Below are 18,424 nucleotides of genomic sequence, written 5' to 3' on the forward strand. Positions count from 1 at the left end.
GCGCCGGAGCGTGCGGGGACGGCGGGACGCCGCGCCGGTCTGGGCACGGCCGTCGGATCGCCGACTCCTACGCACGGGAGAGGAACATGCGCGTCAAGGTAGCAAACGGAGCCCCGCCCCGGTCTCGCCCGCGGGAGCCGGTTCCTCCGGGACGAGGGCGAACGCCTCGATCTCCACCAGCAGTTCCGGCCGGACCAGCGCCGACACCTGCACGGCGGAGCTCGCCGGGAGCGGCGCCCCCGCGAAGGCGGCGTCCCGCGCGTCCCGGACGGCGGGGAGGTGGGCCACGTCGGTGACGAAGTACGTCAGCTTCACCACGTCCCCGAACCCGGCGCCGGCCGCGGTCAGACAGCGCTCCACGTTCGCGAAGACCTGGCGGGCCTGCGCCGCCGGGTCGCCCTCGCCGACCACCGCGCCGTCGGCGTCGAAGGCGCACTGCCCGGATATCGCGACGAACCGGCCGGTGCCCCACACGACGTGGCTGTACTGGGGGCTGGGCGCGAGGCCCTCCGGGGCCGGGAGGTGGGTGAGGTGGTTCGTCATGCCCGACATCCTCGCGCATGCCACTGACAGTGCCCGCGACCCCTCGGCCGCGGGCACTGCCGGTGGAAGGACGCCGGGGTCAGCGCACGTGGCCGAGGAACCCGTGCAGCGCCGTGCCCGCCGCCTGCGCCTGCGGGGCGCCGGCCCGCGTGGCGCCGCCCTCGGGGGCCGTCTTCCCGGCCGGCGCCGCGGGCTCCGGATCCGGCTCCGGCTCCGGGAGCCGGGCGCAGACCGCGTCGGCCTCCGCGCCGTCCGCCGCGCGCGGGACCCTGCCCGTGGCGAGGTAGCCGGCCAGGTGGTCGTCGAGGCAGTCGTTCCCGGCGAGGGTCACCCCGTGGTTTCCGCCGCCCTCCTCGACGACGAGGCTGGAGCCCCGGAGGAGCCGGTGCAGGGCGACCCCGCCCTCGTACGGCGTCGCCGCGTCGTCCGTCGCCTGGAGGACGAGGACCGGGGACACCTGGTCGTTGCTCACGTCCGGCGGCGTCAGCGGCTCGACCGGCCAGAACGCGCACGGCGCGTTGTACCAGGCGTTGTTCCAGGTCGAGAACGGCGCCTTGGCGTGCACGTCCCAGTTGTCCTTGCGCCAGACGCTCCAGTCACGGGGCCACCCCGCGTCCCGGCACTGCACGCTCGTGTAGACCGAGTAGCCGTTGTCCGCGGCCGCGTCGGCCTCCCCGTACCGCTCGTACGCCTCCTTCAGCGGCGCCGGGTCGCCGTCGTTGACGTACGCGGAGAACGCGCGCGCGAGGCGCGGCCAGTACCCGTCGTAGTACCCGCCGGGCAGGTAGGTGTCCTCCAGCTCGCCCGGTCCGACCTTCCCGCCGGCCGGCGTCTCGCGCAGGGCGTCCCGCATCCGGTACCAGGCCGCCTCGACCGCCGCCGGGTCCGTGCCGAGGCCGTAGGCCGCGTCGTGCCGGGCGACCCAGGCCATGAAGGCCTTGTGGCGGGTGTCGAAGGCGAAGTCCTGGGCGATGTTGTCCTCGTACCAGACCCCGTGCGGGTTGACGACGGAGTCCAGCGCCATCCGCCGCACCCGGTCCGGGTACAGGCGCGCGTACACCGCCCCCAGGTAGGTGCCGTACGAGTAGCCGAGGTAGTTGATCTGCTGGGCGCCGAGCGCGCCGCGGAGGACGTCCAGGTCCCGGGCGGTGCTCACGGTGTCGATGTACGGCAGCACGTCCGCGTACTTGTCCCCGCACGCGTTCGCGAAGGACTGGGCCCGGGCGACCGCCGCCCGCTCGGCCGCGGCACCGGTCGGCACCGAGTCGGCGCGCACCGGCGCGAAGTGGCCGGGCTTGCAGTCGAGCGCGGGCTCGCTCTTCCCGACCCCGCGCGGGTCGAAGCCGATCACGTCGTACTCGGCGGCCACCTTCGGGGGCAGCGACGCCGCCACGTACCCGGCCATGCCGCGCCCGCTGCCGCCGGGCCCGCCCGGGTTCACCAGCAGGGGCCCCTGGAAGGTCCGTGCCGTGTGCGGGATCCGGGTGAGCGCGAGCGTGATGGCGCGCCCCGCCGGGTCGTCGTGGTTCAGCGGCACCTTCAGGGTGGCGCACTGGAGCCTGGGGTAGGCCGCGGTGGCGCAATCGGTCCAGGCGATCCGGGGCAGCGGGCGGGGGGCCGGTTCTCCGGCCTCGGCGGGAGCGGCCGGCAGGACGGTGACCGTCCCGGCGACCAGCGCTCCAGCGGCGATCAGCATTCCTGCGCGTGGGGTCATAGGGCCTTTGTGTCCCGCCCGGCGTGCGGAAGGACCCACTTCGGCCAGAGTTGACCCGAACAGAGGAGGGTCCGACGGCGTGTCAGGCGACCGGTCGGATGATCGGAGTGGAGGTTCGCCCGCGCGGGGAGCCTTTCGTGAGCGGGCGTCAGAGCAGGGTGAGCTGTTCCGGGGCGGCCGCGTCGGCGGGGTCCTCCGGCAGGGGCGTCCGGCGCGGTCCGCCGCTCCGGTGCGCCGGTCCGATGCCGAACTCGGCCGCCAGCTCGTGCACCTGACGGGTGATCCGGCGCTGGTACCAGGTCGGCGCGTACGCCCCGGCCGCGTACATCCGCTCGTACCGCCCCACCAGGCCGGGGTGGTGCTCGCGCAGCCACCGCATGAACCACTCCCGGGCGCCGGGCCGCAGGTGGAGGACGAGCGGGGTGACCGAGCTCGCGCCGGCCTCGGCGATCGCGCGGACCGTCGCCCGCAGCTGCTCGGGCCGGTCGCTCAGGAAGGGCACGACGGGGGCCATCAGGACCCCGCAGTCGATGCCGTGCTCGCCGAGGACGCGGACGACGTCGAGGCGCCGGCCCGGCGAGGGGGTGCCGGGTTCGACCGTCCGCCACAGCTCCTCGTCGGTGAAGCCGACGGAGACGGAGATGCCGACCTCGGTGACCCGGGCGGCCTGGGTGAGGAGATCGAGGTCGCGCAGGATCAGCGTGCCCTTGGTGAGGATCGAGAACGGATTCGCCCGGTCGCGCAGCGCGGTCAGGATGCCCGGCATCAGGCGGTAGCGGCCCTCGGCGCGCTGGTAGCAGTCGACGTTGGTCCCCATGGCGACGTGCGCGCCCTCCCAGCGTGGCGAGGCGAGCTGGCGGGCCAGCAGCGCCGGGGCGTTGATCTTGACGACGATCTGGGAGTCGAAGCCCAGGCCGGTGTCGAGGTCCAGATAGCCGTGGGTCTTGCGGGCGAAGCAGTACACGCACGCGTGCGTGCAGCCCCGGTAGGGGTTGACCGTCCACTCGAACGGCATCCGCGACGCTCCCGGCACCCGGTTGAGGATCGAGCGGGCCCGCACCTCGTGGAAGGTGATGCCGCGGAACTCGGGGGTGTCGAAGGTCCGGGTGGTGACCGCGTCCGTGCCGAACAGGGTGATGTCGGCGGGCGCCGCCCGGCCGCCCGGGGTGTCGCGCAGATTCTCCCAGCGCATGGACGCCTCCTCGGTAGCTGCTGTCGACCGTGCGCCCAGAATAGAACACCTGTTCCCTTGATCGTCGCAACCCGGATTTCGCCCGCCGCACCCCACGTGGTTCGCTTGGCCCACACCCGGAGCACCCACCAGCTGGAGGAAGTCAATGGCGCAGGTCGAGGCCACCACGGAACGGATCATCGCCGCGGACGCGGAGACGGTGTTCGACGCGCTGGCCGACTACAGCGGCACGCGCGCGAAGCTGCTCCCCGAGCACTTCAGCGAGTACGAGGTGCGCGAGGGCGGCGACGGCGAGGGCACCCTGGTCCACTGGAAGCTCCAGGCCACCAGCAAGCGCGTGCGCGACTGCCTCCTGGAGGTCGGCGAGCCCACCGACGGGCAGCTCGTCGAGAAGGACCGCAACTCCTCCATGGTCACCACCTGGACCGTGACCCCGGCCGGCGAGGGCAAGTCCCGCGTCGTCGTCACCACCGTCTGGAACGGCGCCGGAGGCATCGGCGGCTTCTTCGAGAAGACCTTCGCCCCCAAGGGCCTCGGCCGGATCTACGACGCCGTCCTCGCCAAGCTGGCGGACGAGGTCGAGAAGTAACGCCCCGGGCGTTCACCGATTCGAGTGGATCGCCCGCACCCCCGTACCGGCGCCCGGCGCGTCGAGGGGGCGCGGGCCTTCTCGTAAACGCGCTGATGAGCGACCCAAGTGCGCCGTCGCGCAGGGGGGTTCGCACCCCCGGGTTCCACCCGCCGCCCGTACCGCCCGACTTGCTCCCCCTTCGCGCCCAATGCGAAGAATGGCGCGGCGCAGACGCCGTGACGAGGGGAGCAGGTACGTGGGTGCGATCACCATCGCGGAGTACGCCGAGGGCGCCAAGGAGGCCGCGGCGGAGCCGGAACCGCTCCCCGCGCACGACCCGCCCGCCGGCCTCGCGCCCCCGCCCGGACCCGGCCAGGCCGCCCTCGACCCCCGGCGCGTCCGCCTCGTCTTCTGCGGCCTGATGCTCGCGCTGCTCCTCGCCGCGCTGGAGCAGATGATCGTCGCCACCGCCCTGCCGAAGATCGTCGGCGAACTCCAGGGCCTGGACCGGATGTCCTGGGCGATCACCGCCTACCTGCTGACCTCCACCATCGGCCTGCCGGTCTACGGGAAGCTGGGCGACCTCCTCGGCCGCAAGGGCGTCTTCCTCTTCGCCATCGTCGTCTTCGTCATCGGCTCCGGCCTGGCCGGCTGGTCGCGCACCATGGACCAGCTCATCGCCTTCCGCGCCCTCCAGGGCGCCGGCGCCGGCGGACTCATGATCGGCGTCCAGGCGATCATCGCCGACATCGTCCCCGCCCGCGAACGCGGCCGCTACATGGGCCTGATCGGCGCCGCCTTCGGCCTCGCCTCCGTCGCCGGCCCCCTCCTCGGCGGCTTCTTCACCGACCACGTCTCCTGGCGCTGGTGCTTCTACTTCAACGTGCCCTTCGGCCTCGTCACCCTCGCCGTCGTCGCCACCGTCCTCAAGCTCCCCAAGCCCACGGCACGCGCGCGCTTCGACGTCCTCGGCGCGCTCCTCCTCGCCGCCGCCTCCACCTGCCTGGTCCTGCTGACCAGCTGGGGCGGCACCGAGTACGCCTGGGACTCCCGCGTCGTCCTCGCCCTCGCCTGCGGAGCCGCCGGAACGGCCCTGCTCTTCCTGGTCGTCGAGCACTTCGCGCCCGAACCCCTCATCCCGCTCCGGCTCTTCCGCGACTCCGTCTTCACGGTCACCGCCCTCGTCGGCGCCGTCGTCGGCATCGCGCTCTTCGGCGCCGCCAGCTACCTCCCCAGCTTCCTGCAGATGGTCGAGGGCGCCAGCGCCACCGAGTCCGGCCTGCTGATGCTGCCCCTCATGGGCGGCATCGTCGTCGCCTCCGTCGTCTCCGGCCAGCTCATCAGCCGCACCGGCCACTACAAGGTCTATCCGGTGGCCGGTGGGGCCGTCTCCGTCCTCGGCATGTGGCTGCTCTCCCGCATGGACGCCGACACCCCGCGCCTCCAGCACAGCCTCTGGCAGGCCGTTCTCGGCACCGGCATCGGCCTGGTCATGCCCGTGCTCGTGCTCGCCGTGCAGAACTCCGTGCGCCCCGCCGACCTCGGCACCGCCACCAGCGCCCACACCTACTTCCGCCAGATCGGCGGCAGCATCGGCGCCGCGGTCTTCGGCACCCTCTTCGCCTCCCGGCTCGACGACGCCCTCGGCGACCGGCTCGCCGCCGTCCTCCCGGGGAGCGGCGGCGCGAGCCTCCCGCCGGCCGAGTCCATCACCCCGCAGACGGTGCACACCCTGCCGCCCGCGCTCCGCGACGCGTACGTCCACGCCTACGCCGACGCGATGCCGCGGATCTTCCTCTACCTCGTGCCGGTCCTCGCGCTCGGCCTCGTCCTCGCCTTCTTCCTCAAGGAGAAACCGCTGGTGTCCCACCACACCCCCCTCGCCGAGACCGCCGAGGCCCACGACATCGCCGGCGCCCAGGCCGTCCCGCACGCCCGGCACGCCGCCCCGCAGCCCGCGCCCGCGGCCCCGCACCACTCCGGCGTTCCGGTCTGCGGCACCGTCCAGCACCACGACGGCAGCCGGGTGCCCCGCGCCGCCCTCACCCTCATCGACGTCCAGGGGCGGCAGGTCGGCCGCGGTGCCAGCGGCGAGGACGGCCGGTACGCGCTGAGCGTCCCCGGCAGCGGCGCCTACGTCCTCATCGCGGCGGCCGGCGGGCACCAGCCCCAGGCCGTCTCCGTCACCGTCGGCGACCGGCCGGTCGAGCTCGACGTCGTCCTCGGCGGCGCGGGGCGGCTCGCGGGCAGCGTCGTCACGGCCGACGGCACCCCGGTGCGGGACGCGGCCGTCACCCTCACCGACGTCCGCGGCGAGGTCGTCGCCTCGACCCGCACCGGGCGCGAGGGCGGCTACGTCATCGGCGAACTGGTCGCGGGGGAGTACACGCTCGCCGCGAGCGCCCCCGCCTTCCGCCCGGCGGCCCTGCCGGTGAGCGTCCAGTCGGCCCGGGAGACCCGCCAGGACATCGAACTGGCCGGCGGCGCGGTGCTGCGCGGCACCGTGCGCGGGGGCGGCGGCCGGCCCGTCGAGGACGCCCGGGTCACCCTGCTCGACGCCGCGGGCAACGTGGTCGACACCCTCACCACCGGCGCCGACGGGGCCTTCCGGTTCGTCGACCTGTCCTCCGGCGAGTACACGGTCATCGCCGCCGGGTACCCGCCCGTCGCCACGGTGCTCCAGATGGCCGGCGGAGGCCGCACCGAGCGCGACCTCCAGCTCGGCCACCAGGACTGAGGCCCCGTCCCCTCGTGGGGGACGGGGCGGGCGGGTCAGGGGGTGGTCGTCGCCTTGCGCAGCGCGCTGATGCAGGTGCCGATCGCCTCCTGGAGCGCCTCCAGGCGCTGGAGCATGTCGGCCTCGTAGATGTCCTCCTCCATCACCTCGTCCAAGGTCAGCTCCTCGAAGACCTTCGTCGCCTTCTGCAGGCTGTTGTAGAACTTCGTCCGCCGCTCCTGGACCCGCAGCACCGGGTCCTCCTCGACGGCCTTGGCGACCAGGCCCTTGACCGCGTCGTAGGCCTCGCCGGCCCACTCGCCGGCCTCCTCGGAGTCGTCGAGCTCGTCGAGGAGCGACAGGTGCCGCTCGGCCTCGGCGCGCAGCTCGGCGGGCGCCTCGACGGTCTGTCCGGCGGGGGTCTTGATCTGGCCGTTCTCGACGATCTGGCGCACGTATCCGATGCGGTCGGCCGCCTTCGCCTCGCCGGCCACCGCCTTCTTCAGGTCGTCGGTGCGCGCGATGGCCCGGGCCATCTCCGTCTGGAGCGCCGGGTCCTCCTTCATCCGGTCGAGCAGGGCCCCGCGGGCCGCCTCCGCGGTGCCGGGGTCGGCGAGGATCGCGGCCCGCAGCGCCGTGGGGTTCTCGGCGACCTCCAGGGCCTTCGTCGGGCGGATGCCCTCCGCCTCGGCCGCCGCCGTGATGGCCTGGCCCCGCACCGAGGACGCGCCGTTGCGGGAGGTGTAGTACGACAGCCACACGTCGGCTTCGGGCAGCTCGATGTCCGCGCCCGGGACCAGCACCTCGAACTGCGGCACCAGGCCGTCGTCCGCCGCCATGTCCCACGCCTTGTAGTACCGCATGACCCGCTCCGGCGAGCACCCCGCCAGCCGTGCGAAGGCCTTCGCGGAGACCTTCGTCCGCGCCGTGCCCTCGGCGGCCTGGCCGCCCGGCCGCACGCTGCGGGCCACCTTCAGCGCGAAGGTCCAGCCGCCCGTCCGCGCGTACACGCCGAAGTCGAGGGCGTCCCGGACGACGACGGGGTCGTGCTCTTGGACGAGATCGTCCTTGTCGCTGTCGCTGTCGCTGTCGCTGTCGCTGTCGGTGTTGGCGTCGGCCGCGGCGTCGGCGTCGGCGTCGGCGGTGCCGTCGTCGGCGCCCGGCCGGTCGAGCCGCCCGACGGGGGCGTCCGGCTCCTCCCGGGGCTCGGGTGCCGAAGGCTCCCAGAACTCGGGCTCCTCGGCCATGGCGGGCACGCGGGCGGTTCCGGCGGCCCCGGCGGGCACGGTGTCGAGGGGCGCGGCGTCGGCGGGCGCGGCGTCGGACGGGGTGAAGGCGATGGTCACCGAGGGCTCTCCGGAGGGTCGGGTGCGACAACTGCGGCCGACAGCCTATACGCACCTGTTGGCGATGGTTCGTCCCATTCGGTGCACCCTGCTCCGGAAATCGGATGGCGCGGGAGGCACCCGAAGGACACGATGACCCCCATGATCCACGGAATCGAGCACCACCCCGCGCGGTGAGCGCGCCGGACGAGCGCACGCCGCTCGCACCCTCCCTGTACGCGTACGCCAAGGGCCTGCGCGACTCCGCACCCCACGCCCCGCCCCGCCGCCGAGGGCTCCCCCTGCCCGACCACGCGCGGCCGCCCCGTGCGCGTGCGGGCGGCCCTGACCACCCTCAGCGCAACCGCGACGCCGTCAAAGCCCTCCTGCTCCCGTTCCTGGCCGCCCCGGACCCCGGACGCGCCGCCGCCGGGGCCGAGGCCGCGCTCCTCGCGGCGGGCGTCCGCGAGCGGGCCGTCTTCCCCGCCGCCAGAACCCTGCCGCTCCCCGAGGAACCGGCCGGGCGGGACCGTGTCCGCGCCCTCGGACGCCGACTGACCCGGCACGGCACGACCCTGGGGGCCGTGGCCGCCGGACTCGCTCTGCTCGTCCGGCTCGGCGAACCCGAGGACGTGCCGTACCTGCGCGTCCTCGGCCTGCTGGGCGAGCTCGCGCAGCCGGCCGTCGCGACCCTCGACGCACTGGACCGGGGGGCCGCGGCCCGTCTGTGGCTGGTCCACCGGGGCCGCGGCGAGGACCGTGCCCTGGTGGACGCCCTCGCCCGGGGGGACGAGACGACCGCCTTCGCCCTCCTGCCGAGGCTGTCCACCGAGGCCCACGACACGAGCCCCGCGTACGCGCGCCGGACCGCGGAGGCCGTCGGCCTGCCGGACCTCCTGCGCGAGGTGCCGGACCACCCCGGGCTCCTCGCCCAGGCGCTGGGGCTCCTCACGCGCGTGTGCGGCGGCCGGGCGTACGGGCACGAGATCGGCCGGTACGGCCGGGCCGTCGACCTCTTCGAGGCGGTGGCCGCCCGCGCCCACGAGCTGCCCCCGGAGCCCGGCCACCAGGCCGACCTCGTCTCCCTCGCCCAGGACCTGCACAGCGGCCCCGCCCACCTCCTGCCCTGGCCGCCGGGCCGCCGCCGGCAGGTGGCCGCCCTCCTCCTGGCCGCCGTGGTGGAGCCCGGCACCCCGCCCGAGACGGAGGCGCGCCGCCGCGCCGACTGGATCCGGCGTACGGCGCACCGGCTCCGCGAGGCGACCTCGGCGGAGCCGGCCCGGCCCTCCGGCGCGCCCCGCCTGCGGATCGAGGTCGCCGTCGCCGACCCCGCCGCCCCCGAGGTCGTCGAGACCCGTCTTCTCGTCGACGGGCGCCCTCTCGTCCCCGAGGCCTTCGGTCTCGGCCCGGGAGAGCCGCCCGAGTCGCTCCTGGACGACGGCGCCCTGCGGGCCGGTCCGGTCCCCCGGGAGGTACGGCTCGCCGAGGCGTCCTGCACCGAGGGCTGCTGCGGGGCGCTCCACGTCACCGTGCGGCGCGAGGGCGCCCACGTCGTCTGGGACGGATGGCGCCGGCCCGGAGCGCCCCCGGGACGGCCCGGGAACCCCGCAGCCCTCCGCTTCGACGCCGCGGCGTACGACGCCGAGGTGGCCCGCGCCGAAGGGGACGACGGCTGGGCCTGGCCCGCCCGCCGGACCGCCCGCCTGATCGGCGCCGGACTCCGCGAGCGGCCCGACCTGGCCACCCGGTGGGGGCTGCGCCGGGGGTGGATCGCCACGGACCTCCACGCTCCGGACGCCACGACGGTCACCTTCCGCGGGCCGGCCCTCCGCCCCGACGGCACCCCCGACGAGGAGGGGCCCGTGCGGCAGGTCCTCTGGCGGCTGCCGGACGACGGGAGCCCGCCCGAGGAGCAGGCCGCCGCCGCCCTGCGCCGACTGGCGCGGGAGGACCCCCGGACGTTTCCGGAACCCGCCGGGTGAGCCGTTGCGCCGTCCGGTGGGCGTCATTGGTCCACTCCAACGGAGGTTATCCACAGGGGTGGTAGGGCCGCCGGGCGGCGCGTACGGTGCCAGACATGAAGATCCTCATCAGCGCCGACATGGAGGGCGCCACCGGTGTGACCTGGCCCGCCGACGTGCTGCCCGGCACGCCCCAGTGGGAGCGGTGCCGCGCGATGTTCACCTCGGACGTGAACGCCGCCGTGCTCGGCTTCTTCGACGGCGGCGCCGACGAGGTCCTCATCAACGAGGCGCACTGGTCCATGCGGAACCTGCTCCTGGAGCGGCTCGACGAGCGGGCCGAGATGATCACCGGCCGCCACAAGACCCTCTCCATGGTCGAGGGCGTGCAGCACGGGGACGTCGACGGCATCGCCTTCGTCGGCTACCACACGGGCGCTGGCACCGAGGGCGTCCTCGCCCACACCTACCTCGCCAACTCGATCACGGGCGTCTGGCTGGACGGCGAGCGGGCCAGCGAGGGCCTGCTCAACGCCCATGTGGTCGCGGAGTACGGCGTCCCGGTCGTCCTCGTCACCGGGGACGACCTCACCTGCGAGGACGCCCTGGGATACGCGCCCGAGGCGCGCAAGGTCGCCGTCAAGGACCACGTCTCGCGGTACGCGGCCGTGTGCCGCACCCCGGCCAGGACCGCCGGCGACATCCGCGCGGCGGCCAAGGACGCCGTCGCGCTCGCCGTCCGGCACGAACCGGTCCGCGGAGGGCCCTTCACGGTGGAGCTGGAGTTCGACGCCGATCACCTGGGCGCGGCCGCCACGGTGGTTCCCGGCGTGGCGCGGAGCGGGGAGCGGCGCGTCGCCTACACCGGCGCGACCATGTACGAGGCAATCAGGACGTTCAAGGCGGTCACGACCATCGTCTCGGCCGCGGTGGAGGAGCAGTATGGCTGAGGAGGTCCGGGGACCGGACGCGACGGCGCTCGACGAGGTGGTCACCTTCACCTCCGAGCTCATCCGCATCGACACCACCAACCGCGGCGGAGGCGACTGCCGGGAGCGGCCCGCCGCCGAGTACGTCGCCGAGCGGCTCGCCGCCGCCGGCATCGAGCCCACCCTCCTGGAGCGGACCCCCGGCCGCACCAACGTGGTGGCCCGCATCCCCGGCACCGACCCCGCGGCCGAGGCGCTCCTCGTCCACGGCCACCTGGACGTGGTCCCCGCCGACCCGGCCGAGTGGAGCGTGCACCCCTTCTCCGGCGAGGTCCGCGACGGCCTCGTCTGGGGCCGAGGCGCCGTCGACATGAAGAACATGGACGCGATGGTGCTGGCCGCCGTCCGCTCCTGGGCCCGCCACGGCGTCCGGCCGCGCCGGGACATCGTCCTCGCGTACACCGCGGACGAGGAGGCCAGCGCCGAGGACGGCTCCGGCTTCCTCGCCGACCGGCACGCCGGCCTGTTCGAGGGGTGCACCGAGGGCATCAGCGAGTCCGGCGCGTTCAGCTTCCACCCCACGCCGGGCACGACCCTCTACCCGATCGCCGCGGGCGAGCGGGGCACCGCCTGGCTCAAGCTGACCGCGCACGGCCGGGCCGGCCACGGCTCCAAGGTGAACACGGCGAACGCCGTCACCCGCCTCGCCTCCGCCGTCGCCCGGATCGGCGCGCACACCTGGCCGGTCCGCCTCACCGCCACCGTCCGCGCCGCCCTCACCGAGCTGGCCGCGCTGTACGGCATCGAGGTCGACACCGGCGCACCCGACCTCGACGTCGACCTGCTGCTCGACAAGCTCGGCCCCGCCGCGGCGCTCGTCGAGCCGACCGTCCGCAACAGCGCCAACCCGACGATGCTGGAGGCCGGGTACAAGGTCAACGTGATCCCCGGCCAGGCCGTCGCCTACATCGACGGACGGATGCTGCCGGGCACCGAGGAGGAGTTCGCCGCGACCATGGACGGGCTCACCGGCCCGGACGTGGCCTGGGAGTTCCACCACCGGGAGGTGCCCCTGGAGGCTCCGGTGGACTCGCCGACCTTCGCGAAGCTGCGGGCCGCCGTGGAGCGCTTCGACCCGGAGGGACACGTCGTGCCGTACACGATGTCCGGCGGCACCGACGCCAAGCAGTTCTCCCGGCTCGGGATCACCGGCTACGGCTTCTCGCCGCTGCGGCTGCCCCCCGGCCTCGACTACGGCGCGCTCTTCCACGGCGTCGACGAACGCGTCCCGGTGGACGCCCTGCACTTCGGCGTCCGGGTGCTGGACCACTATCTGCGGTCGGCGTAGGGACGGGGGAGAGGGACCTGTGACAGGGGGAGTGGAGATGGACCCGACCGAGGCCGGCCGCGGCGGCCGGCCGTCACCCGTCGACGCGGCGCTCGCCGCCGCGCACGACGGGCGGCCCGAGTACCTCGGCGCCGTCGGCGACGAACTGTGGTGGACCGCGCCCCGCCCCGCCGAGGGCGGCCGACGGGCCCTCGTGCGGCGGCGCGCCGACGGCACGGAGGAGAGCGTGCTGCCCGCCCCGTGGAACGTGCGCAGCCGCGTCATCGAGTACGGCGGACAGCCCTGGGCCGCGGCCGGGCGTCCCGCGGGCGGACCGCTCGTCGTCTTCGTCCACTTCCCCGACCAGCGGCTCTACGCCCACGAGCCGGACGCCGCTCCCGGCACGGAGCCCCGCCCCCTCACCCCGCTCTCCTCGACCGGCGGCGGACTGCGCTGGGTTGACCCGGTGATCCGGCCGGAGCGGGGCGAGGTGTGGTGCGTCCTGGAGGAGTTCACCGGGCCCGCGCCGACCGACGTGCGCCGCGTGCTCGCCGCCGTGCCGCTCGACGGTTCCGCCGCGGAGGACCGCGGCGCCGTGCGGGAACTCTCCGACGACCGGCACCGGTTCGTCACCGGTCCCCGTGTCTCGCCGGACGGACGGCGCGTCGCCTGGATCGCCTGGGACCATCCGCGGATGCCCTGGGACGGCACCGAGGTGCGGCTCGCCGACATCGCCCCCGACGGCACCTTCCGGGCCGCCAGGACCGTCGCCGGCGGCCCCGCCGAATCGGTCCCACAGGTCGACTGGGACGCGGCCGGCCGCCTCCTCCTCGTCAGCGACCGCACCGGCTGGTGGAACCTCTACCGGGTGGAGTGCGGGACCGACGGGGAGCTCGGCGAACCCATCGCGCTCTGTCCCCGCGCGGAGGAGTTCGGCGGCCCGCTCTGGAAGATCGGCCTGCGCTGGTTCACGCCCCTGGAGAGCGGTCTGATCGCCGTCGTCCACGGCCGGGGGACCACCTCCCTCGGCATCCTCGACCCCGGCACCGGCACCCTCGCCGACGTCCCCGGCCCCTGGACCGAATGGGCCTCCGCCCTCGCCGCGCAGGGCACCCGGGTCGTCGGTGTCGCGGCCGGGCCGCGCTCCTCCTACGAGCTCGTCGAGCTGGACACCCGCACCGGACGGACCCGGGTGGTCGGCGCGGCGCACACCGACGCCGTCGACCCCGCGTACTACCCCGAACCCCGCCTGCGCACCTTCACCGGACCCGGCGGACGGGAGATCCACGCGCAGGTCCACCCGCCCCGCCACCCCGGCGTCACCGTTCCCGACGCCGCCCCGCCGCCGTACGTGATCTGGGCGCACGGCGGTCCCACCGGCCACGCCCCGCTCGTCCTCGACCTCGAGATCGCCTACTTCACCACCCGGGGCATCGGCGTCGCCGAGGTCAACTACGGCGGGTCGACGGGCTACGGACGGGAGTACCGGGAGCGGCTGCGCGAGCAGTGGGGCGTCGTCGACGTCGAGGACTGCGCGGCCGTGGCCACGGCGCTCGCGGCCGAGGGCACGGCCGACCCGGCCCGCCTCGCGGTGCGCGGCGGCAGCGCCGGCGGCTGGACGGCCGCGGCCTCCCTCGTCGCCACCGACGTGTACGCCTGCGGCACGATCATCTACCCCATCCTCGACCTGCGGGGCTGGGCCACGGACGAGACGCACGACTTCGAGTCCCAGTACCTCCACGGGCTGATCGGCCCCCTCGACGAGGTGCCGGCCCGCTACAAGGAGCGCTCGCCGATCGAGCACGTCGACCGGGTCGCGGTCCCCTTCCTGCTGCTCCAGGGGCTCGACGACGTCATCTGCCCGCCCGCCCAGGCCGAGCGCTTCCTCGCCCGCACCGCCGGAAGCGGCGTCCCACACGCCTACCTGGCCTTCGAGGGGGAGGGGCACGGCTTCCGCCGGGCGGACACGATGGTCCGCGCGCTGGAGGCCGAACTCGCCCTGTACGTCCGCGTCTTCGGGCTCGACCGGACGGACGTGCCCGAGCTGGAGTACCGCTCGTGAGCGCCGGTGCCACGGGGGCGGCGGACGGCGCCGTCGTCCCCCTGGCACGGGCCGAGCGGCTGACGCCCGGGGCGCGGGTCGCCGTCGTCTCCCCGAGCGGGCCCGTCCCCGAGGACCGGCTCGCCGCCGGGCTCGACGTCCTGCGCGGCTGGGGACTGGAACCCGTGGTCGCGCCGCACGTCCTGGACACCCACCCCGCGCTCGGCCACCTCGCGGGCGAGGACGCGGCACGGGCCCGGGACCTCACCGAGGCGTGGTGCGACCCGACGGTCTCCGCGGTGATCTGCGCCCGCGGCGGTTTCGGGGCGCAGCGCATGGTCGACCTCGTCGACTGGCGGGCGGTCCGGGAGGCCGGCCCCAAGGTCTTCGTCGGCTACAGCGACGTCACCGCCCTCCACGAGGCCCTCGCGGGCCGGGCGGGCTTCGCCGGGCTGCACGGCCCCATGGTCGCCGCCGCCGCGTTCCTGACCGACGAGGCGACCCGGGAATCGCTGCGGGCCACCCTGTTCGAGCCCGAGACCGTCCGCGCCGTCGGCCCCGGGACGGCGCGGACGCTGGTGCCGGGGCGCGCCCGGGGCGTCACGCTCGGCGGGTGCGTCAGCCTCCTCGCCGCCGACCTCGGCACCCCCCACGGCCGCCCCTCGGCGCGCGGCGGGCTGCTGCTTCTGGAGGACGTGGGGGAGGAGCCGTACCGCCTCGACCGGATCCTCACCCAGCTCCTGCGCTCCGGCTGGCTGGACGGCGTCGCGGGGATCGCCCTGGGTTCCTGGGCGGAGTGCGGTCCCTACGAGGACGTGCGCGCCCTGCTCGCCGACCGGCTCGGCGGGCTCGGGGTGCCGGTCGTGGAGGAGCTGGGCTTCGGTCACGGCGCCTCCGCCCCGACCGTCGCCCTCGGTGTCCCCGCGGTGCTCGACGCGGACGCCGGCACCCTCACCCTGGACGTCCCGGCCCTGCGCTGAGCGGGGACCGGGACGCCCGGGGCGACGCGGCCGGACCGGTCGCCCCGGGGGCCGGACACCGCCGGCTGGGGCGGCTAGAGCGCCGCGTACCCCGGACGGACGACCTCGTCGATCAGCCGGCGCCGTTCCGGCAGCGGCAGGAAGGCGGCCTCCAGGGCGGCGACCGTGAACTCCTCGAAGACCTCGGGACCGTAGCCGAAGGCGTCCACCATGTGCTGGAACTCCTCGCTCATGGTGGTGCCGGAGACCAGACGGTTGTCGGTGTTCAGGGTGATGCGGAAGCCCAGGCGGCGCAGCTCGTCGATCGGGTGCGAGGCGTAGTCCTTCGCGGCGCCCGTCTGCAGGTTGGAGGTGGGGCAGACCTCCAGGGCGATGCGGTTGTCCCGGACGTACGAGGCGAGCCGGCCCAGCGTGCCGTCCTCGGCGATGTCGTCGGTGATCCGGACGCCGTGGCCGATCCGCTCGGTGCCGCAGACCTGGACGGCCTCGTGGATCGACTCCGCGCCGACGGCCTCGCCCGCGTGGATCGTGAAGTGGCAGTTCTCCCGCTTCAGGTGCTGGAAGGCGGGAAGGTGGCGGGCGGGCGGGTTGCCGATCTCGCCGCCGGCTATGTCGAAGCCGGCGACGCCGTTGTCCCGGTGCGCGACCGTGAGCCGGGCGATCTCCAGCGAGCGGTCGGTGTGCCGCATGCCGGTCAGCAGGGTGCGGACGGTGATCCGGCCGCCGGACCGGCGCTCGCCCTCGCGGAAGCCGTCGTTGACCGCCTCGACGACCTCGTCGAGCGTGAGCCCGCCCTCCAGATGCTGCTCGGGGGCGTAGCGGATCTCGGCGTACACGACGCCGTCCGCCGCGAGGTCCTCGGCGCACTCGGCCGCGATGCGCGCCAGCGCCTCGCGGGTCTGCATCACCGCGCAGGTGTGGGCGAAGGTCTCCAGGTACCGCTCCAGCGAACCGGAGTCGGCGGCGTCCCGGAACCACACCGCGAGCGCGGCCGGGTCCTCGGTGGGCAGCGCGGTGTAGCCGCACTCCCGTGCCAGTTCGACGATGGTCGCGGGGCGCAGGCCGCCGTCGAGGTGGTCGTGGAGGACGGCCTTGGGGGCCCGGCGGATCCACTCGGAGACGGTGGCGGCGGCAGGCGTGGCAGGGTTGTCAGACAAGTGCATGGCCGGGAAGTGTACGCCACGGTCGGGGCGCGCGCTGTGACGGTCCCGACAGCCCTCACCGTGCCGCCGGGACGGCACGCCTTCAGGGGTGCGGACCGGTCCGGCTCGTGACGGCGGCGCGGCCCGACCGCCGGCCCCTCCGGGGAGCGCCGGGCCTCAGTGCGACTGCAGCACCGGCAGCGCGGGGGCGCCCGTCGGGAGCATGTGCTTGGCGGCCAGGACCGGGGTCTCGCCGACCCGCACGACCTGGGTGACCAGGACCGCGGGCGTGTCGGCCGGGCGCCCGAGCTGTTCGCCGCGGCGCCGTCCGAGCAGGGTCGCCGTGATGCCGCTGTGGGCGGTCAGGGCCGTCTCGCGGGAGGCCCCGACGAGGACCGAGAGCATGGAGACGGACGCTTCCCGGGCCGCACCCGCCCCGGCGGCCCGCACCGCGCCGCGGTCGTCCCCGGGACCCGGCCCGGCCTCCGCCGCGCCGCCGGTCTCCGCGGCCCGCAGGGCCCGCGCGAACTCCGGGTGCGTCCGGTCGAGGAGGGCGTCCGGCGCCGCCCATTCGTGGCTCAGGGCGGCCGCCGTGCCCTCCCCGGTCAGTACGGACTCCCAGAAGCGCAGCTCGGCGCGGGCCGGGGCGAGCAGGTGCTGGGTGGTGAAGTCGGTCGGCTCCTCGACGGTGCGCAGCAGGGCCCGCACGCGCAGCGGCGTGCCCGCCCCGATCAGCTCCTCCAGGGGTTGGACGTGCTCGAAGCCGCGCCGGGGCGGCCGGTCGTTGACGGTCCGGCCGACCCCGCGCCGCACGGTCAGGACACCGTCCTCCTGGAGCAGCAGCAGGGCCTCGCGCAGCGCGGGCCGGCTCACCCCCAGCTCGGCGGCGAGCTTCGGTTCGGAGGGGAGCGTGGAGCCGGGCGGGTAGGTGCCGTCGTGGACCGCGTCCGCGATGCGCTCGTAGAGCGCCACGACCGGTCGCCGCCGCTGTCCGCTGACCGCCACGGCCCCTCCTCGTCTCGTCACCGGCCGGGTCGCCGGATGCCCACGGTAGTCGCCCTCGTTGTCTGACAAGTCACCCGTATGGCTCAGCTCATCCGTACGGTGGGGCGCCGCGCGCCCCATTCTGGACCCACGGCGGAGGGCCGGGTACGTCCGACGGCACGACGGAGGAGAGGGGCCGGGCATGAGTCCCAAGGAGCCACGCACATCGGGCGAGGGCACGTCACGGTTCTCCGGAGCCATGACGCCGGGCCGGATCGCGATGGGCGTGGTCGCGATCCTCACGCTGATCTTCATCTTCGAGAACACGCAGGACGTCGAGATCCGGCTGCTCATCCCCAAGGTGACCATGCCGCTCTGGGGCGCCCTGCTCACGACCACCCTCCTCGGCGCGGCCATCGGCTTCTACGCCGCCGCCCGGAGGCGGAAGTGAGACGGGCCGCCGTCCTGGGCGCCGGGGCCGCGCTCGCGGTCGCCGCCCTCGCCATGAGCGCGGCCGAGGAGGCCGCCGCTCCCGGCGACGACGCCGGGACCCGGCCGATGCCGGACTTCCTCGGGCAGGGGCTCTGGCGGGTCTTCACCCACCTCCCGCGCCGGATCAGGCTCGACGTCCACGACGTGAGCGGACAGGACCGGCGGGTGGTCTGGCCGTCGAGGTGGCTGGTCTGCACCCAGTACCCGGCGACGGGCGCGGGACTCGACCGCCGCACCACGGTCATGATCGGCGTCGTCCGCAAGGGCGAGAGCTGCCCGCCGCGTGTCGCGAGCGCCCGCCGCTGACCACCCTGGAAGCAGAAGCAGAAGCAGAAGCAGAAGCAGAAGCAGAAGCAGAAGCAGAAGCAGGAGCAGAAGCAGGAGCAGGAGCAGGAGCAGGAGCAGGAGCCCCGGCTCTGGCTCCGGCTCCGGCCCCAGCCCCGGAGACCGGGCTCCGGCCCCCGGCGCGTCCGGCCCCGCCCTGGCGCACGCCGCCGACGGCGGCGG

Annotated in this window: 15 protein-coding genes; 9 read left to right on the forward strand and 6 right to left on the reverse strand. The window is 75.1% G+C overall.

Annotated features, from left to right (window positions below; translation table 11 throughout):
- Positions 1 to 93: 93 nt before the first annotated feature.
- The 3 genes from ACZ60W_RS02970 to ACZ60W_RS02980 form a co-directional block, all read right to left on the reverse strand.
- Positions 94 to 543 carry a RidA family protein gene (locus ACZ60W_RS02970; protein WP_469753570.1) on the reverse strand — a complete coding sequence of 150 codons (450 nt, stop codon included), beginning with the start codon at positions 541 to 543 and terminating at the stop codon, positions 94 to 96.
- Between the two features lie 79 nt (positions 544 to 622).
- The gene (locus tag ACZ60W_RS02975; protein ID WP_469753571.1) at positions 623 to 2,257 is read right to left on the reverse strand and encodes an alpha/beta hydrolase; all 1,635 of its coding nucleotides are present in this window, start codon (positions 2,255 to 2,257) and stop codon (positions 623 to 625) included.
- Positions 2,258 to 2,405: 148 nt separating this feature from the next.
- Positions 2,406 to 3,449 (reverse strand): Rv2578c family radical SAM protein, encoded by a 1,044-nt coding sequence (locus ACZ60W_RS02980; protein WP_469753572.1) that lies wholly within the window; start codon positions 3,447 to 3,449, stop codon positions 2,406 to 2,408.
- Positions 3,450 to 3,594: 145 nt separating this feature from the next.
- Between ACZ60W_RS02980 and ACZ60W_RS02985 the strand changes: the two genes are divergently transcribed.
- Both ACZ60W_RS02985 and ACZ60W_RS02990 read left to right on the forward strand, forming a co-directional pair.
- Positions 3,595 to 4,038, forward strand: coding sequence for an SRPBCC family protein (locus ACZ60W_RS02985; protein WP_469753573.1), 444 nt, complete (start codon positions 3,595 to 3,597; stop codon positions 4,036 to 4,038).
- Between the two features lie 238 nt (positions 4,039 to 4,276).
- Complete coding sequence (locus tag ACZ60W_RS02990) at positions 4,277 to 6,757, forward strand: MFS transporter (protein WP_469753574.1); 2,481 nt, start codon at positions 4,277 to 4,279, stop codon at positions 6,755 to 6,757.
- A gap of 35 nt (positions 6,758 to 6,792) precedes the next feature.
- Here the strand turns inward: ACZ60W_RS02990 and ACZ60W_RS02995 are convergent, their stop codons facing one another.
- Entirely contained in the window at positions 6,793 to 8,082 is a 1,290-nt protein-coding gene (locus ACZ60W_RS02995) for a hypothetical protein (RefSeq protein WP_469753575.1), read from the reverse strand.
- A 173-nt stretch (positions 8,083 to 8,255) separates the two neighbouring features.
- Between ACZ60W_RS02995 and ACZ60W_RS03000 the strand changes: the two genes are divergently transcribed.
- From ACZ60W_RS03000 to ACZ60W_RS03020, 5 genes are all read left to right on the forward strand, one after another.
- Positions 8,256 to 10,043 carry a hypothetical protein gene (locus tag ACZ60W_RS03000; protein ID WP_469753576.1) on the forward strand — a complete coding sequence of 596 codons (1,788 nt, stop codon included), beginning with the start codon at positions 8,256 to 8,258 and terminating at the stop codon, positions 10,041 to 10,043.
- A gap of 95 nt (positions 10,044 to 10,138) precedes the next feature.
- Positions 10,139 to 10,972: a M55 family metallopeptidase gene (locus ACZ60W_RS03005; protein WP_469753577.1), complete on the forward strand. Its 834-nt coding sequence runs from the start codon at positions 10,139 to 10,141 to the stop codon at positions 10,970 to 10,972.
- The gene (locus tag ACZ60W_RS03010; RefSeq protein WP_469753578.1) at positions 10,965 to 12,299 is read left to right on the forward strand and encodes a M20/M25/M40 family metallo-hydrolase; all 1,335 of its coding nucleotides are present in this window, start codon (positions 10,965 to 10,967) and stop codon (positions 12,297 to 12,299) included. The genes ACZ60W_RS03005 and ACZ60W_RS03010 overlap by 8 nt, the downstream gene beginning before the upstream one ends.
- Positions 12,300 to 12,336: 37 nt before the next feature.
- Positions 12,337 to 14,340 (forward strand): S9 family peptidase, encoded by a 2,004-nt coding sequence (locus ACZ60W_RS03015; protein WP_469753579.1) that lies wholly within the window; start codon positions 12,337 to 12,339, stop codon positions 14,338 to 14,340.
- A complete protein-coding gene (locus ACZ60W_RS03020; protein WP_469753580.1) occupies positions 14,337 to 15,299 on the forward strand; it encodes a S66 peptidase family protein in 963 nt (320 codons plus the stop codon). Before ACZ60W_RS03015 ends, ACZ60W_RS03020 begins: the two co-directional genes overlap by 4 nt.
- A gap of 74 nt (positions 15,300 to 15,373) precedes the next feature.
- On the opposite strand, the gene ACZ60W_RS03025 is transcribed toward ACZ60W_RS03020, so the two are convergent.
- Together ACZ60W_RS03025 and ACZ60W_RS03030 are read right to left on the reverse strand one after the other, a co-directional pair.
- Complete coding sequence (locus ACZ60W_RS03025) at positions 15,374 to 16,462, reverse strand: adenosine deaminase (RefSeq protein ID WP_469753581.1); 1,089 nt, start codon at positions 16,460 to 16,462, stop codon at positions 15,374 to 15,376.
- A gap of 156 nt (positions 16,463 to 16,618) precedes the next feature.
- Entirely contained in the window at positions 16,619 to 17,446 is an 828-nt protein-coding gene (locus tag ACZ60W_RS03030) for a GntR family transcriptional regulator (protein ID WP_469753582.1), read from the reverse strand.
- 181 nt (positions 17,447 to 17,627) lie between these two features.
- Between ACZ60W_RS03030 and ACZ60W_RS03035 the strand changes: the two genes are divergently transcribed.
- A complete protein-coding gene (locus tag ACZ60W_RS03035; protein WP_469753583.1) occupies positions 17,628 to 17,876 on the forward strand; it encodes a LapA family protein in 249 nt (82 codons plus the stop codon).
- Entirely contained in the window at positions 17,873 to 18,223 is a 351-nt protein-coding gene (locus ACZ60W_RS03040; RefSeq protein ID WP_469753584.1) for a hypothetical protein, read from the forward strand. The genes ACZ60W_RS03035 and ACZ60W_RS03040 overlap by 4 nt, the downstream gene beginning before the upstream one ends.
- The last annotated feature ends 201 nt before the right edge of the window (positions 18,224 to 18,424 follow it).

This window comes from Streptomyces sp. NPDC104202 (assembly GCF_055584185.1).